Genomic DNA, 14,737 nt, shown 5'->3' with positions numbered 1-14,737 from the left:
GCTATATTCTGCTGGCATGGCAGCACCGGCAAAGTACGGATGCTCGCTCGTTCGGCGGCTTGTTTTATGTGTTGTGCGACGAAGTTGGCACGTTGGACTGGGTGATCGCCTTGCAGCAACTGCTCGATCTGATCAACGAAATCGCAACGAAAGCAGGAAAAAAGCTTTCGACTCTGATTCAACGTCAACTCCAGCAATGGATTGCTGCTTTGCCCAGCTACATCAAGGCTTGTTTGCCGATTTCATGCTGCGAAAGTTGAGTTAATTGCGCCTTAATGAACGAATTTTTACAGGGACAATGCTTGTGAATATTATCCTCTCGCCTGTTCCAATAACCACTTTTTAACATTTTCACCATCCAACCTTATTGGTTTCTCTTCAGTTCCAACAAAAATATGATTGGCAGACACTTCATCCAGCCCGCTTATTTCTTCAAAACTGGTTCCATAGAGAAGCGCCCCATCAAGCAGAGCGTTTGTTAAATCGACATTAGAAAACTTTGCATAGCTTAAATTGGCTCTTCGAAGTGATGCTCGCCTCAAGTCAGATCTAGATATATTCGCAAAGCTAAGGTCTGTATCATCGAAAGACGCTTTTATCTCCACACAATTTCTTATCATTGAATGTTTTATGGATGCGTAATCAAATACTGTTTTACTCAGTATGCATTCCGAGAAAATCGTTCTTTCGAATGATGTACTCAAAAAATAGCAATCACCTTTGGCAATTATCCACATGCTCCGTTATCATCAGGATTTATCTCTTTAAGAACATATGGCTTAACTTTGTCTAAAGGTATTCCTTCACCAGTTTTACCCGTCCCCTTGGTTATAAACCAGCCGGCGCCCGCATAAGGTGTACCATATTCCAAATCTATTAACGGACGGAGGCCGAATCTATGAAAGCGTACCTCGCTCCTGAGCAGCTCAGATTAGTCGGCAAAGGCTGGGAAATTCGCCACTACTTGAAAATGGCGCTGAAGCGCAGCACAGGCTCGCCTCTGCTGGCCGATTGGCTGCCCCGCGAGCGAAATCGTCCCGCGAACAAGGTTTCGCCGCGGCCATTCAAACGGGTTAACCGTATATTGTCTGCCGTTGAGAGGGGCAAAAGCTAGCAAGCTCGATGCTTTTTCGTGATACAAGAAAATCCGTGCCGGCCGCATCGAATCATTTTGCCCTACCGGCGCTCCTCCGCCAGCGTCAGCGCTTCTTCCGCCGCGGCGCAAACCGCCGCAAAAAAGGCGTAATCTTCGGCGAGCCCTCGCCCCATCGTCGTCACCGGTTCCGGGTAAAGAGCCAAAGCTTGCCCGATGTCCTCGGCCCGCGCAGCCTGCACCCAGCGGACGTCGTGCCGTTCGGGCAGCCGGCAGACAGCGGCTTGCCGGGACAGTCGCCGCGTTTGTTCGCGGCCAAGCAGCGGCAAGGGCACGAGCGCCGGCTCGCGCGCGGATACGGTCAATGCCGTCAGCGAATGATGGCTGAGGCCGCGATGCCGCTCGCGCGGATCGGCGAAGCTGACGCGCGGAATATAGACCGGCCGGCCGCCGAGCGCCCGCGCCGCGTTGATCAGCTCGCCCGTCTCGATGCCGCTGTAGCCGAGCGCAGTGCCCGTGCCGACGATGCCCGGCCCCATGGCGGCGATGGCGATGTCGGCCTTCAGTGCACGCCTTGCTGCCAGCAGCGCCGTAAATTTGTTGACGGCCTCCAGGTCGCCGCCGTACGCATGCCCATAGGTGACGCTGCCGGCGATCCAGCCCATCGCGCTGAGCTGCCGCACATGGCGGCTGAAGGCGAGCGGGAGCGCCCCCGCGTCCGACATCACATACGCGATCCGGCATCCGCCGGCCCGCCCCCGGCGGCGAAGCTCCGTGGCGCGAATCCAGGCCGCCGCGATCGGCAGCATGCTGTGCAGCTCGCCGATCAGCACCGGCATGCCCTCCAGCGTACCCGGCTCGGCGAACAGGCGGCGGTGCGGGCTCGCTTCCTCCTCGGCGGCCAGCACGGCCCGCTGCAGGGATGTGTACCGCAGCTTTATAATGTGGCCCTCCTGCCGCGGAGCAACGGATGGCGCAGAAATGGGCTCGCCCGTCGCGGCGGGCGCGGAGTTCGCAGGCGCCACAGGTGTCTCCGATGTCTCAGGCGACTCGGGTGTCTGGGGTATCGCGGGCGACTCAGCTGTCTCGGACGTCCCGGATATCTCGGACATTTCGAGCATCACGGGTGTCTCGAGCATCTCGAGTGCCACGGCCGTCTCGGACGTCTTTGATGTCACGGGTGTCTCGGGCGACTCGGGTGCCACGGCCGTCTCTGCCTCGGGTGCCGCGGGTGTCACGGGTGTCGTCACGTTAGCTGTCGCCACTTTGTCATCTGCTTGGCGGGACAAGACCGCGTGGACGAAGTGGACCCCGCCCGTGCCAAGTCCAAGTGCGCCGGCCGTCGTATTCAGCAGCACGCGGTCTCCCGGCCGCAAAGGCGGCAGCAGCTCCGTATCGTGCAGCGCAGGTGAGAGCTGTCCGCTGCCCGTATCGACCATGACCTGCTGCAGCGCTTCCCGGCGTCCCGATTCGGGGACGGCGGAAGCCTGCGTCACAACGCCTTCCTGAAACCGGATTCCCATCGCTCTATGCCCCCATTCTTCGTCTGGCAGAGTGATCGGCCTGTCTTGTCAGTTGGTCCTGATGCCCCGGCTTGCCGGTCTGGGACCCGGATTGATGCCCCAGCTTGCCGGTCTGGGACCGGATTGATGCCTCAGCTTGCCGGCCTGGGCTGGATTGATGCCCCGGCTTGCCGGTCTGAGACCCGGATTGATGCCCCGACTTGTCTGCCCCTCGGGCCGGATTGATGCCCCAGCTTGCCGGTCTGGGACCGGATACTTGCTCCCGCGGCTTAACCGTTCAAGGTTGCTCGGTTATGAGTATGCACCGAAGTTACGCTATATGAACCTGTCTAAAGCCTCCCTTCCCAGGCCAAACCAAGGGCAAAAAGCGAACCGAGCGAACCGTCTGGAACCTTCCACATCACACTAGCATCTCTAACGCTTGTGACAAACGCTATTTGGCAGAATCGTACCTTTTTAACAATGTAACGAAACGGAGTAACGCTATTTGGTCAGAAACGCTGAATGCAGCAGCCAAAAACGCCGATTAAGGCTGCTCACAAGCGTTAGAATGCCAAATCGGTCATTTCGACAGAAATAAGCGCTGTGGCAAGCGTTAGCCGAGCATGACTGTCTGAAACGTAAAAACCTCCAAACCGCACGCTCGCGGCTGGAGGTTTTTACACTCACGTCTAGAAAACTTTACATTCGTTAAATACGTTGTGCAAAAATGTTACCAAAACTGTTACGCCAATTATTTTTCCAACTTTTTTTGCCAACTATTATGCAAAAACGTTACTCACTCGCCCGCGCCGCTTCGCGGACAATGTTCACGACGATTTCCGCCGTCTTGACCAGATCCTTCACGGCGATCCGCTCCTGCGTCGTATGGATGTCCAGGTAACCGATCGCCAGATTGACCGTCGGCACGCCGTAGCCGTTGAACATGTTGGCGTCGCTGCCGCCGCCCGAATGGAACAGGCGCGGCGTGCAGCCGGATGCGCGCAGAGCGCGCGAAGCGAGCGCGACGACCGGCGCGGATTCGTCGAACTTGAACGCCGGATAGATGATCTCGCTGTGGAAATCGACCTGCGCGCCTGCCTCCCGGGCCGCCGCTTCGCACGTCTGGCGCATCGCCTCGACCTGGCGGTCCAGCTTCTCCTGTACGAGGCTGCGGGCCTCGCCTTCGAGATCGGCCCGTTCGACGACGATGTTCGTCGCGCCTTCGATGCCGCCGGAGAAGCGCCCGATGTTCGCCGTCGTCTCCTTGTCGATGCGCCCGAGCTTCATGGCGGCGACCGCCCTGCCCGCTACCGAAATGGCGCTGATGCCGTCCTCCGGGTTGACCCCGGCGTGGGCAGAGCGGCCCCGGAACGTGATGTGAATTTTCGCCTGGGTCGGGGCAGCTACGGCGATATCGCCAATCTTGCCGTTCGAGTCCAGCGCGAAGCCGAAATCCGCGTCGAGCCGCTGCGGGTCCATCGCCCGCGAGCCTTTGAGGCCGGCTTCTTCGCCCGCCGTGATGACGAATTGGATTTGCCCGTGAGGGATGCCTTGCTCCTTCAGCACACGGATCGCCTCCAGCATGGCGGCAAGGCCGGCCTTGTCATCGCTGCCGAGAATCGTCGTGCCGTCGCTGCGGATGTAACCGTCGTCACCGATCTGCGGCTTGATGCCCCGGCCCGGTTTGACCGTATCCATATGGGAGGTGAACAGCAGCTTGGGCGCCTTCCCTTGAGCCGATGCCGGCAGCAGGCAGAACAAGTTGCCAGACCCGTGGCCCGTCCTCGCGGCTGAATCGTCTTCCTCCACCGCCAGGCCAAGCTCGCTGAACTTGCGCTTCAGTACAGCGCTGATCTCCTGCTCGCTGCCCGTTTCGCTGTCAATCTGCACCAGCTCGATAAACTCCGCCACCAGTCGCTTTTCCTGTATCATCTCTTTCCTCCGCTCTATGAATTAGGTTACAATATCACTATTGGATTATCCTGATCATTTCGATGAAGTCCATCGCGGCGAATGATCAGTACAGAAGGTGACGGCCGATGGGCCAGGAATCGCCTGCCATCGGCGTCTAATCGTCGAAGGAGTGAATGGATCATGAAGAACAAGCTGTGGTTCAAAATCGTCATTTACACGATGATCGCTGCCATGCTGCTGTCCACGTTCATGTTCACGATCAATATGTTCTTCGTATAATCGCCCAAACGCCGGGCAGACGGCCCGGCGGCCGTCTGCCTGGCGCCGATCCGGCTTCCGCCCGGCATTAATACAGCTTCGTATCCATGCTGTAGCCTTCCAGATTTTCTTTGACCCGCTGCAGGAACCGTCCGCAGATGACGCCGTCCAATATGCGGTGGTCCAGCGACAGACACAAGTTGGCCATGGAGCGGACGGCTATCATATCCTGGATGACGACCGGCTTTTTGACGATGGATTCGAAGGTAATGATCGCCGCCTGCGGATAGTTGATGATCGGGTATGACAGGATCGACCCGAAGGAGCCGGTATTGTTAACCGTGAACGTGCCGCCCTGCATATCGCTCAACGCCAGCTTGCCCGCCCGGGCTTTGCGCGTCAGCTGGTCGATCTCCATGGCGAGGCCGGCGATGCTTTTTTGATCCGCCTGCTTGATCACCGGCGTGACGACAAAATCCTCCGTTCCTACGGCGAGCGACAGGTTGATGTCCCGCTTCACGATAATTTTGTCAGTCGCCCACACCGAGTTCATGATCGGATAATCTTTGATCGCCCCCACGACCGCCTTAAGCACGAACGCCAAATAGGTCAGATTGATCCCTTCCTGACGCTTGAACTCGTCCTTCAGCTTATTGCGCAGCAGCACGAGATTGGTGACGTCCACCTCAATCATCGTCCAGGCGTGCGGAATTTCGCTGACGCTTTGCCGCATGCGGCTGGCGATCGTGTGGCGGATCGGCGTGATGTCGATCAAATACTCGCCGCGGCCGACCGGCTGTCCCTCGACCTCGATGTTCGGAAGCGGCGGGTTGGAGGACAGATGTAGGCCGGAGGACCGCACCGGAACCTTCGGAACGCTCGCCGCGGCTTCCTCGCCCGGAGACGACGGCTCCCCGGCAGTTCCCGCTGCGGGCACCGCTGCAGCCGCTGCCGGCTCTGGCCGCGCGCCGGACGCACTCCGGGTTCGGCCGGAGGCGATGAACGCCTCGACGTCCTTGCGGGTAATGCGCCCGCCTAGCCCGGTGCCCCGAATCTCCTCCAGGCGAACCCCGTGCTCGGCGGCAAGCTTCAGAACAGCGGGGGAATACCGCCCGCTCATCGGCACCTCGCCGGGCTCCTGCCGCAGTTCCCGCACGCCGCCTTCCGGCGCAGCGGTCCCCGGAACGGCCCCTTCGCCCGCCGCCTTCTCTTCGATAATACAGATCGGCGCGCCGACATCGGCGGTATCGCCGTCCGCAACGAGCAGCTCGATTATGGTGCCTTCCACCGGAGAAGGCATTTCCACGCTCACCTTGTCCGTAATCAGCTCGCACAGCACGTCGTATTGTTCGACATAATCGCCCGGCTTCTTCAGCCATTTGCCGATCGTAGCGGAAACGAGCGTTTCCGCCAGATGGGGTACGGTCACTTCGGTTCTCCTCGTGTTATCGGTCATTTGAATATGATTCCTCCTAAGGCATTGGCATCGCTAAGGCAGGTTCCGGCCGGAACGTCAACAGCCCATCATCAAAACAAAGCCAGCTGCCGCATCGCCGTCGCCAGCTTATCGGCGCTTAGCAGAAAAAACTTCTCCATCGGCGGGTTCATCCCGACCGCAGGCACGTCCGGCGGGCACAGCCGCTGGATCGGCGCATCAAGCTCGAACAGCAGCTCCTCGGCAATGATCGCCGAGACCTCCGCGCCGACGCCGCCCGTCTTGTTATCCTCATGGACGATCAGTACTTTGCCGGTCTTGGCTGCCGCCTCGAGGACAGCTTCCTTGTCTAGCGGCTGCAGCGTGCGCAGGTCGAGAATATGCGCGCTGATGCCTTCCCTGGCCAATTCTTCGGCAGCCTGCAGCGCATAATTGACAGCGATTCCGTAGGCGATAACGGTAATGTCCGTTCCTTGCCGCTTCACCTCGGCCTTTCCGATCGGCACCGTAAAGTCGCCTTCCGGCACTTCCCCCGTTACGCCGAGATAGCATTTTTTATGTTCAAAATAAAGCACCGGGTCCGGATCGCGAATGGCGGCGATCAACAGACCTTTTGCATCATAAGGGCTGGAAGGAGCAACGATCTTCAGGCCAGGAGTGCCGAAAAACACCGACTCCGGGCATTGCGAATGATACAGCGCGCCGCCGCCCGTCGCCCCGTACGGAGCGCGGATGACGATCGGACAGTTCCAATCGTTGTTGGAACGGTAACGAATGCGCGCCGCCTCGCTGATGATCTGGTTCGCCGCCGGAAAGATGAAATCGGCGAACTGCACCTCGGCCACCGGCTTCATGCCGTACATCGCCGCTCCGATCGAAACGCCGACAATGGCCGATTCGGCCAGCGGCGTATCCATGACCCGCTCTTCCCCGAACAGATCGCGCAAGCCTTTGGTCGCATTGTTGACACCGCCCTTGCCGACGTCCTCGCCCAGGACGAATACGCTCCCGTCGCGTCTCATCTCGTCCTCCATGGCCGATCGGATCGCTTCCAAATAAGTGATTACTGCCATGCCGGCACCTCCCCGTCTTCCGCATACACGTGGCGAAGCGTATCCTCCGGCTTCGGATACGGCGCTTTCTCCGCGTAATCCGTCGCTTCGTTGACTTCGCGCTTGATCGCCTCCAGCAGCTCTTCATCCTGCTGCTCGCTCCACAGTCCGTTGTCGATCAAATATTGCTTGAAACGCGGGATGCCGTCCTTGGCACGGTTCTCCTCGACCTCTTCCTTCGTCCGGTACAGCAGGTCGTTGTCGGCCGTGGAGTGCGGCGATATACGATACATGACAGCCTCGATCAGCGTCGGCCCTTCTCCGCGCACGGCGCGCTCGCGGGCTTCCTTCACGACGCGGTACACCTCAAGCGCATCGTTGCCGTCAACCTTGTACCCGGGAAATCCATAGCCCAGGGCGCGCTCGGAAATATTGCCGGCCACCTGCTTGTGCAGCGGAATAGAGATCGCATACTGGTTGTTTTCGCACATGAAGATGACGGGCAGCTTGTGAACGCCGGCAAAATTGCAGCCCTCGTGAAAATCGCCCTGATTGCTCGAGCCTTCGCCGAACGTCGTGAAGGCGACGAAGTCCTGGCGCTGCATTTTGGCCGCGAGCGCGAATCCGACCGCATGGGGAACCTGCGTCGTAACAGGGCTGGAGCCGGTGACGATATGAATTTTCTTATGGCTGAAATGCCCCGGCATCTGGCGGCCGCCGCTGTTCGGGTCCTCCGCCTTGGCGAACACCGACAGCATCAGTTCCTTCATGGTCATGCCGACGGCCAGCACAAAAGCGTAATCGCGGTAGTAAGGAAGAAAATAGTCCTTGCCTTTCTGCAACGCGAAGGCCGCCGCCACTTGCGCGGTCTCCTGACCGATGCCGGATACGTGAAAGGCGATTTTCCCGGCCCGCTGCAGCAGCAAGGATCGTTCGTCGAATTTTCGTGCCTTCAACATGTATGTATACATCTCGATGACGTCTTGGTCGGACAAGCCGAGCCGCCGATGCTTCGCCAACTGGCCGATGGACATGGGGCGAACGCCTCCTTTTTCTGATTGGAACTTACCTTTATTACCAGGTGCTAGTACTTGATACAATTCTATTATAAACGCAACCGAATATGAATACAATTTTTTAAATGCCGATCGCCAGCCCGTCCACCGCCAGCATCGCTTCTCCGACGATTTCCGACAGCGAAGGATGCGGATGAATCGTCCGCCCGACCTCCCACGGCACTGCGTTCAGCAGCTGCGCCAGCGCCGCCTCGGAGATGAGCTCCGTCACATGGGCGCCGATCATATGCACGCCGACAATATCTCCCGACCGCCGGTCGGCGATGACTTTGGCGAACCCTTCTCCGCTGCCGTGCACCAGCGCCTTGCCGATCGCCTGAAAAGGCACCTTGCCGATCTTCACGTCGTATCCTTTGTCCCGGGCTTCCCGCTCCGTCAGGCCGACCGAGGCGACCTCGGTCCGGGTATAGATGCAGCGCGGCACGAGATGCGGCGCATACCAATGGTCGCGCTGCCCGCAAATATGCTCAACAGCAACGATCCCCTCGTGGCTTGCCGCATGGGCCAGCTGCAGTCCGCCGATACAGTCGCCGACGGCATAGATGTGCGATTCCGCCGTCTGCATGAATTCGTTCACCTTAATCAAGCCGTTTTCTACCTTAACGTCTGTGTTTTCCAGGCCAAAACCTTCGATATTCGCCTGCCTGCCGACGCTCACAAGCAGCTTCTCGGCCGTGAAGGATACGGCTTCTTCTCCGCGGACCGCCTGAAACGAGACGCCGGCTTCACTTATCTCCAGCGTATCCGTCTGGACTGCCGCGCCCGTCCATATGTTCACGCCCCGCCGCTTCAGCGATTTTTCCAGCTCGCGGGAAATATCCTCGTCCTCTGTCGGGATGAGGCGGTCGGCGTATTCCACAATCGTCACGTCCACGCCGAAATCGTTCAGCATCGACGCCCATTCCACCCCGATGACGCCGCCGCCGACGATGACGATGGAAGCCGGCAGCTCCTTCATTTGCAGGGCGTGGTCGCTCGTCAGGATGCGCTCTCCGTCCGGTTCGATCCCTCCCAAAGTGCGCGGTCTGGAGCCCGTCGCGATGATCAGATGCTCCGGCACGAGCGTCACGATCTCCCCGTCCTCCTGCTCGACGGAGACCGAGCCGCTGCGCGGCGAGAAGATGGACGGCCCGATGAGACGGCCGGTGCCGCGGAAGACGGCAATGTCATGCTTCTTCATCAAATATTCGACGCCCCGGTGAAGCTGATTGACGACGGCCTGCTTTCTCTCCATCGCCTTGCCCAAATTAAATCGCATTCCCGACACCTCGATGCCGAAGCGCTCCCCGTCGCGAAGCGATGCGTATATTTCCGCGCTGCGCAGCAGCGCCTTGCTCGGGATGCAGCCGCGGTGCAGGCATGTGCCTCCCAGCTTGTCCTTCTCGACGACAGCTACGGTTTTGCCGAGCTGCGCTGCCCGCACAGCGGCGACATAGCCGGCGGTGCCTCCGCCAAGAATTACGATATCGAACGATTGCGTCATTGGTTCAATGCCTCCCGAAAAATCTATGTATTCTATCTTGAAAAATTGGACGGAACCCTCCGGCGAATTTTCGGGCACCGAAGGTGACGACCGATGACGAAAGGAATCGCTCGTCATAGGCGTCTACCTTGAAAATTCAGCGCTATCTAAACGCTGAATTTTCAATACCGCAGGTGACGACCGATGACAAGGAATCGCCCGTCATAGGCGTCTGTGCCTTTCCTTCCATCGCCCCCGCCGAAGCTTCCAAATCTCTAACGCTAGTGACTAACGCTATTTTGCTGAATCGCGCCATTTTTTAAATGTAACGAAACTGAGGAACGCTATTTGGTCAGAAACATTGAATCTGGTAGCCCAAAATGCCAAATAAGACTGCTCACTAGCGTTAAAATTTCATATTGCTCGTTTCAGGTTAAATAAGCTCTGTGCTAGCGTTAGCTTAGGGTTCGCCCGGCAAAACAGCATCGAAGCTTACGAGCATGAAGAGAAGCTTCTAACGAAGCACCTTCACCAGATGAACTTGGCTGCGCTTGAGCGGCAGTTTTGCCTGGTGCAGAAAGCCATACTTCAATTTAACGCACATGCGGCGGCAAATCCTGCAAAAAATGCAACATTTTCCGCCCCTTTCGCACCAGAAGAAGGGTAATGTTGCATTTTGTGCAACAAATTGGGCGCGATGGGCCTCAAACCCGGGATCATCGCCCGAAATGTTGCACAATTTACAGCATTGAACCGCAAATAGGGGTTATCCCCCCGATTTTGTTGTACAAAATACAACATTTACGGGCTTTCCTGAAATTTGCAGATAATTCACGGGCCAAAATTTCAGGTACCGCAGGCGACGACCGATGACGAGAAGGAATCGCTCGTCACAGGCGTCTATATTCTCCTATTGTAACCTTATTTGCCTTAAGAAAAATAGTCTACAGAAGCAAAATTGCATGAATTGTCGGCTATTTTATGTTACTTTAATACAAGAAGATTATCCTGATCATACGACGAAGTCTATCGGCGAATGTTCAGCACCGCAGGCGACGGACGATGATGAAAGATTCGCCTGTCACAGGTGTTCAACTTGAACGAAAGGAATTCGAGCTCATATGCATAACGCAGTCAGCCGCTTTATCGCTATTTTGCTGCTTGTCATTCCGGGGCTGGCAGCCACTTACGGCTTTCTCGCCATGAAAGACGCGTGGTTTGCTCAATTCGACGGCGGCTTTTTATGGGGCAAATTTGTTTTAGGTCTGCTTCTGTTTGCCGCAGGCGTGTCTTTTATCGGCGGATGGATTTTTTTTCGGGACCGCAAGCGCAACTACGTGGCTCCGCGGTTTCGCGAGAAACGCAAATAGAGCGGATGCATTCCGCTCCCTTCCGCTCCCAAAGCTTCATTATGCCCCGTTTCGACCGGCCTGATCGAGCCACTCTAACAGGCGGTTGCCGGCAATAATTGCCGTCAGCGATCGCCGCATCGTCAGCACGTGCAGTCCTATTAGCAGCAAAATGACACATATCTGCAGCGGCCAAGGAATGAACCAGACAAGCCAGCAGCCGGCCGCGAAGCCGAGCGCGTTCGCGCCGGTATCGCCAAGCATCAGCTTCCCGCGCAAATCGTCCCGGACCAAAGCGACGGCTCCCGTCAGCACCGGCGCCATGCAGGCCAGCTTGTCCCAAGCCGTCCCGGCAAGCACGCCGGCCCCGATGGCCGGAAGCGCGGCGGCCGCAAATCCTTTGAGCGCGCGGCCAGGACGGACGTCCAGCAAGTTAACCGCATTGGTCATCAGCACGATCAAAGCCGCGCCTGTCCATCTGGCCGGGGCGCCCGTTTCATAGGACGACGTGACGACGACAGCCGCCCATAAAGCGGCTGCCGCTTTGATCGCTCCAGTCGTCACAATCCCCTGCCGCAAAGCCCGCCAATGGCCGGCAAGCCCCTTCACCGCCGTATCCCCGAAACAGTCATCCACGAACCCCGACAAGGCCACGATCCCGAACGCGACGACATAATCGCCCCAGCCGCGTTGCGGCGCCAAATGCCCAAACGGTCCCGCCTCGACAAGCGTCCAGCTGGCCAACACAAGCAGCCACATCAGCATGCCGGCGGCGCCGGGAATCATCGTTCCCTTATAGCTGGGCCGGGTCAACCGGTGGTCTGTCAAAAAACGGACCGTCGCCCCTTTCAAGGCATATCCGGTCAGCGCCAGCGCGGCGAGATACGCCGCCTGCTGCCATATCATCGGCATATCGGCCGCCTCCAGCAATCGATCAGCGTGCGTCCCACCGCATAAAATTGTCGGCCGCGATGCATCCAGTCGCGCAGCTGCCGGCCTGTTTCGCGGTGGCGGAACGGCACCTCGACTTCGGCCAGGCGGTAGCCGAGAACGGCCGCGTCGACCGTCATGCCGACTTCGATGCCGAAGCCGCTGTAGCTGCGGCTCAGCCGGCGGAGCAGCTCCGAGCGGATCGCTCTTTGGCCCGATAACAGCGCCGTCCCCCGGTAACCGCTAAGCCGGTATGCTCCTGCGCCGGCCAACCGGCGCACAAGCCCGAAGCCGCCGCGGACGGAGGGCGCGGGGAGGCGCGCGGTCGCCATATCGCAGCTACCGGCCATAAGCGGCTCGAGCAGCTTCACGAAATGCGCCGCCGTCTCGCCCAAATCGGCATCGAGGCAGACGACGACGTCCCCGGCGGCCGCCTTCCAGCCGGCGGAAAGCGCCGCCCCTTTGCCGGCGTTGAACGGCAGCCTCAGCACAACGTCGGCCCAAGGGAGCGCGGCGCGCCTGGTGCCGTCGACGCTTCCGTCGTCAACGACGATCAGCTGCACCCTGCTGCCGAATAACTGAGACACGAGCAGACGGCTACGGCAGACGGCGCTCAAGGTCGCCTCTATCGCTTGTTCCTCATTCCATGCGGGGATAACGACCGACACGAGTGAAGACATTTTTCCATCTCCTCTTTCCTGTCAAACAAGAGCGGGCCCATGCCGCCCATTGGTTCGCCCGCTCGGCGAGCGGCGCGCGCGGACTCAGCTGCAAGCGACTGATTCCCTTGGCGTCGATCAGCTTGCTGCCCACCTTCATGCGCACGAGCCAGGTGCTGGCCATGCCTCCGCGTCCTTTTTCTAAAAAATCAAACATATGTATATGCGAACCGACCGAAACGATCTGCTCGCAGCGGCCGTCAAAGGCGATTAGCATCGCCAAATCTTCGCTCGTCCCGGCGCAGCGCAGAACCGCAGCGTCCAGCCCCAGCCCGCGGACGCGCGCGAGACCGGGAGCTTCCCCGGACAAATAGCCGTGGACGATCAGCTCCGCTCCGGAGCGCAGCGCCCGGTCCGAGACGCTGTCCATATCGCCGACGATCATATCGGGCCTAAGGCCCAGCTCGTGCAGCGCATCGGCTCCGCCGTCCACACCGATGAGCACAGGGCTAAACGCCGCAATATAACTCCGCAGTGCGGCCAAATCTTCCCGATAGCCGTCGCCGCGGCAGACGACGACCGCATGGCGGCCGGCAAGAGCTGTCGTTAATCCGTCCAGACGCAAGGGGGCGAGCAGCAGCTTCTTATCGCGCTCGGCAAAGGTCAGCGTATTATCGATAAAACGGGCCCATTCGTCGTTCACGCGGCTTACGGCAAGCTCGTGAAGCCGCCGCCAGTCCGCTCGGGTGAAGGCGCGGCAAGGACTCCAGCCGTCAGACCAATGCACCCCGGCGGAAGTGATCGTCAGCCGGCTGCCGTCGCTGATCCGTTCCATCGCCTCCGGATCGATCTCGACAATCGGAATCCCGGCGTCAAGCAGCAAAAGCGCGGCATCGCTCGGAATGCGCCCGGTCATCGTACGGCCCGCGTTGACGACAGCTAGCGCCTTGGCCTCGATCAATCCCCGCGCCGCCAGGCGATCCACATCTTCATGGTCGATAACGGCAATGGAGCGGCGCCCCATTCGCTCAAGCAGCCGCTTCGTGCTTTTGCCGACCGCCGCCGTGCCGACGATCGGCTTCATCCGTTGTCCCGGTTCGATCATAGGCCAGCGGACGAAGCGGCATGCAGCGCATCCTGCAGCCGGCTGACGCTCTGCGACATCGAATGGCCGCTCCCGACCGCGGCAGCGACCATCGCCACCTCGGCAACCTCGCGGGCAGAGGCCCCGTGGGCTAACGCTTCCTGCGCGTGATACAGCGTGCATACTTCGTTATTGGCAAACAAGCTGATACCGAGCGCGATCAGCTGCTTGTTTTTGATATCGATTGTCCCGTCGGCAAAGCAGCTGCCCGTAAACCGATGATATCCGTCGATCGCTTCAGGCTCCAGCTCTTGGAGAAAGCCGATCCCCAGCTTATAAGCGTCCACCTTGCCATTGGGCCATTCGGTTGGCATATTGAACAACTCCCCTTGTCCTGCTTTTGCTTAAACTTAAGCTTTCCCCGGCACCGGCTGAATATGCATCGACACGAGAATGTTCTATTCAGTTGTCCACAATTAATTTAGAGGAATTACAAAATCAGACAAATTCCGCGTTTTTTTCATGCTATAATGATCAAGATCACATAGTAAGGAGAAAACATTCAATGCCAAATAGATGTCAAAAAATCGTTCGGGTTCAGGATGGTCAAATCAAGGAAATTTACGACGGCCTGGTCTATCGGAGCTTTACTGACAACGACCGCGCATTGAAAGAGTTATTAATGGACGATATCGGGCTCGATTTTTATTCCATCCTGCAAACTTACGAGTCGCTGATTTGCGAGCTGTCCCGATTGACCGAGGAAAATAGACAGTATATCGAAAGCAGGCTGCCGGAAGGCTGGCTTGAATGGGCTTCTGAAGTGTATTCGCAGGATCACCGGGAGAACGCCGCCCGATTTCCGTCATCCATTCGGGCAGGCGAGCAAAGCGTCTAATCGCGCCATGAATGAGCGGCTC

Annotated in this window: 16 protein-coding genes and 1 pseudogene; 5 read left to right on the top strand and 12 right to left on the bottom strand. The window is 58.5% G+C overall.

Translation table 11 applies throughout. The features are described 5' to 3' along the window. Positions 1-260 (top strand): annotated as a pseudogene (locus F591_RS0101300) (IS4 family transposase); the annotation flags it as partial. A gap of 51 nt (positions 261-311) precedes the next feature. Here the strand turns inward: F591_RS0101300 and F591_RS29875 are convergent. Next, positions 312-704 (bottom strand): pentapeptide repeat-containing protein, encoded by a 393-nt coding sequence (locus F591_RS29875; protein ID WP_169445823.1) that lies wholly within the window; start codon positions 702-704, stop codon positions 312-314. Between the two features lie 194 nt (positions 705-898). Between F591_RS29875 and mciZ the strand changes: the two genes are divergently transcribed. Further along, positions 899-1,114 (top strand): Z-ring formation inhibitor MciZ, encoded by a 216-nt coding sequence (gene mciZ, locus F591_RS0101295; protein ID WP_019532773.1) that lies wholly within the window; start codon positions 899-901, stop codon positions 1,112-1,114. Positions 1,115-1,176: 62 nt separating this feature from the next. Here mciZ and F591_RS29355 read toward each other — a convergent pair whose 3' ends face one another. Together F591_RS29355 and F591_RS0101285 are read right to left on the bottom strand one after the other, a co-directional pair. Further along, positions 1,177-2,616: a DUF3866 family protein gene (locus F591_RS29355; protein WP_019532772.1), complete on the bottom strand. Its 1,440-nt coding sequence runs from the start codon at positions 2,614-2,616 to the stop codon at positions 1,177-1,179. Between the two features lie 774 nt (positions 2,617-3,390). After that, complete coding sequence (locus F591_RS0101285; RefSeq protein ID WP_019532771.1) at positions 3,391-4,530, bottom strand: M20/M25/M40 family metallo-hydrolase; 1,140 nt, start codon at positions 4,528-4,530, stop codon at positions 3,391-3,393. A 162-nt stretch (positions 4,531-4,692) separates the two neighbouring features. Here F591_RS0101285 and prli42 point away from each other — a divergent pair, with 162 nt between their 5' ends. Continuing rightward, positions 4,693-4,791, top strand: a complete 99-nt coding sequence (prli42, locus tag F591_RS31145) for a stressosome-associated protein Prli42 (protein WP_019532770.1) — start codon at positions 4,693-4,695, stop codon at positions 4,789-4,791. Between the two features lie 67 nt (positions 4,792-4,858). On the opposite strand, the gene F591_RS0101275 is transcribed toward prli42, so the two are convergent. From F591_RS0101275 to F591_RS33475, 5 genes are all read right to left on the bottom strand, one after another. Next, positions 4,859-6,226, bottom strand: a complete 1,368-nt coding sequence (locus tag F591_RS0101275) for a dihydrolipoamide acetyltransferase family protein (RefSeq protein ID WP_026326298.1) — start codon at positions 6,224-6,226, stop codon at positions 4,859-4,861. A 71-nt stretch (positions 6,227-6,297) separates the two neighbouring features. Next, a complete protein-coding gene (locus tag F591_RS0101270; protein ID WP_019532768.1) occupies positions 6,298-7,278 on the bottom strand; it encodes an alpha-ketoacid dehydrogenase subunit beta in 981 nt (326 codons plus the stop codon). Then, entirely contained in the window at positions 7,269-8,291 is a 1,023-nt protein-coding gene (locus tag F591_RS0101265) for a thiamine pyrophosphate-dependent dehydrogenase E1 component subunit alpha (RefSeq protein ID WP_019532767.1), read from the bottom strand. Before F591_RS0101265 ends, F591_RS0101270 begins: the two co-directional genes overlap by 10 nt. Before the next feature lie 103 nt (positions 8,292-8,394). Beyond that, the gene (lpdA, locus tag F591_RS0101260; RefSeq protein ID WP_019532766.1) at positions 8,395-9,816 is read right to left on the bottom strand and encodes a dihydrolipoyl dehydrogenase; all 1,422 of its coding nucleotides are present in this window, start codon (positions 9,814-9,816) and stop codon (positions 8,395-8,397) included. Positions 9,817-10,383: 567 nt separating this feature from the next. Continuing rightward, positions 10,384-10,596 carry a hypothetical protein gene (locus F591_RS33475; protein ID WP_156829410.1) on the bottom strand — a complete coding sequence of 71 codons (213 nt, stop codon included), beginning with the start codon at positions 10,594-10,596 and terminating at the stop codon, positions 10,384-10,386. 320 nt (positions 10,597-10,916) lie between these two features. On the opposite strand from F591_RS33475, the gene F591_RS0101255 reads away from it, so the two are divergent. Continuing rightward, a complete protein-coding gene (locus tag F591_RS0101255) occupies positions 10,917-11,165 on the top strand; it encodes a DUF2627 domain-containing protein (RefSeq protein WP_019532765.1) in 249 nt (82 codons plus the stop codon). A 39-nt stretch (positions 11,166-11,204) separates the two neighbouring features. Here the strand turns inward: F591_RS0101255 and F591_RS0101250 are convergent, their stop codons facing one another. From F591_RS0101250 to F591_RS0101235, 4 genes are read right to left on the bottom strand one after another with little or no spacing between them, the layout of a single operon-like run. Further along, a complete protein-coding gene (locus F591_RS0101250) occupies positions 11,205-12,056 on the bottom strand; it encodes a hypothetical protein (RefSeq protein WP_019532764.1) in 852 nt (283 codons plus the stop codon). Further along, positions 12,047-12,754, bottom strand: a complete 708-nt coding sequence (locus F591_RS0101245) for a glycosyltransferase family 2 protein (protein ID WP_026326297.1) — start codon at positions 12,752-12,754, stop codon at positions 12,047-12,049. Before F591_RS0101245 ends, F591_RS0101250 begins: the two co-directional genes overlap by 10 nt. Then, entirely contained in the window at positions 12,714-13,817 is a 1,104-nt protein-coding gene (gene steA / locus F591_RS0101240; protein ID WP_156829409.1) for a putative cytokinetic ring protein SteA, read from the bottom strand. The genes F591_RS0101245 and steA overlap by 41 nt, the downstream gene beginning before the upstream one ends. 17 nt (positions 13,818-13,834) lie before the next feature. Further along, positions 13,835-14,191, bottom strand: a complete 357-nt coding sequence (locus tag F591_RS0101235; protein WP_019532761.1) for a carboxymuconolactone decarboxylase family protein — start codon at positions 14,189-14,191, stop codon at positions 13,835-13,837. A 191-nt stretch (positions 14,192-14,382) separates the two neighbouring features. On the opposite strand from F591_RS0101235, the gene F591_RS0101230 reads away from it, so the two are divergent. Continuing rightward, the gene (locus F591_RS0101230) at positions 14,383-14,715 is read left to right on the top strand and encodes a hypothetical protein (RefSeq protein WP_019532760.1); all 333 of its coding nucleotides are present in this window, start codon (positions 14,383-14,385) and stop codon (positions 14,713-14,715) included. The last annotated feature ends 22 nt before the right edge of the window (positions 14,716-14,737 follow it).

This window comes from Paenibacillus ginsengihumi DSM 21568, assembly GCF_000380965.1.
GTDB classification, from domain to species: Bacteria; Bacillota; Bacilli; order Paenibacillales; family NBRC-103111; genus Paenibacillus_G; species Paenibacillus_G ginsengihumi.
Note: the sequence above shows the minus strand (reverse complement) of the source record. Positions and strands in the feature narration are given on the sequence as shown.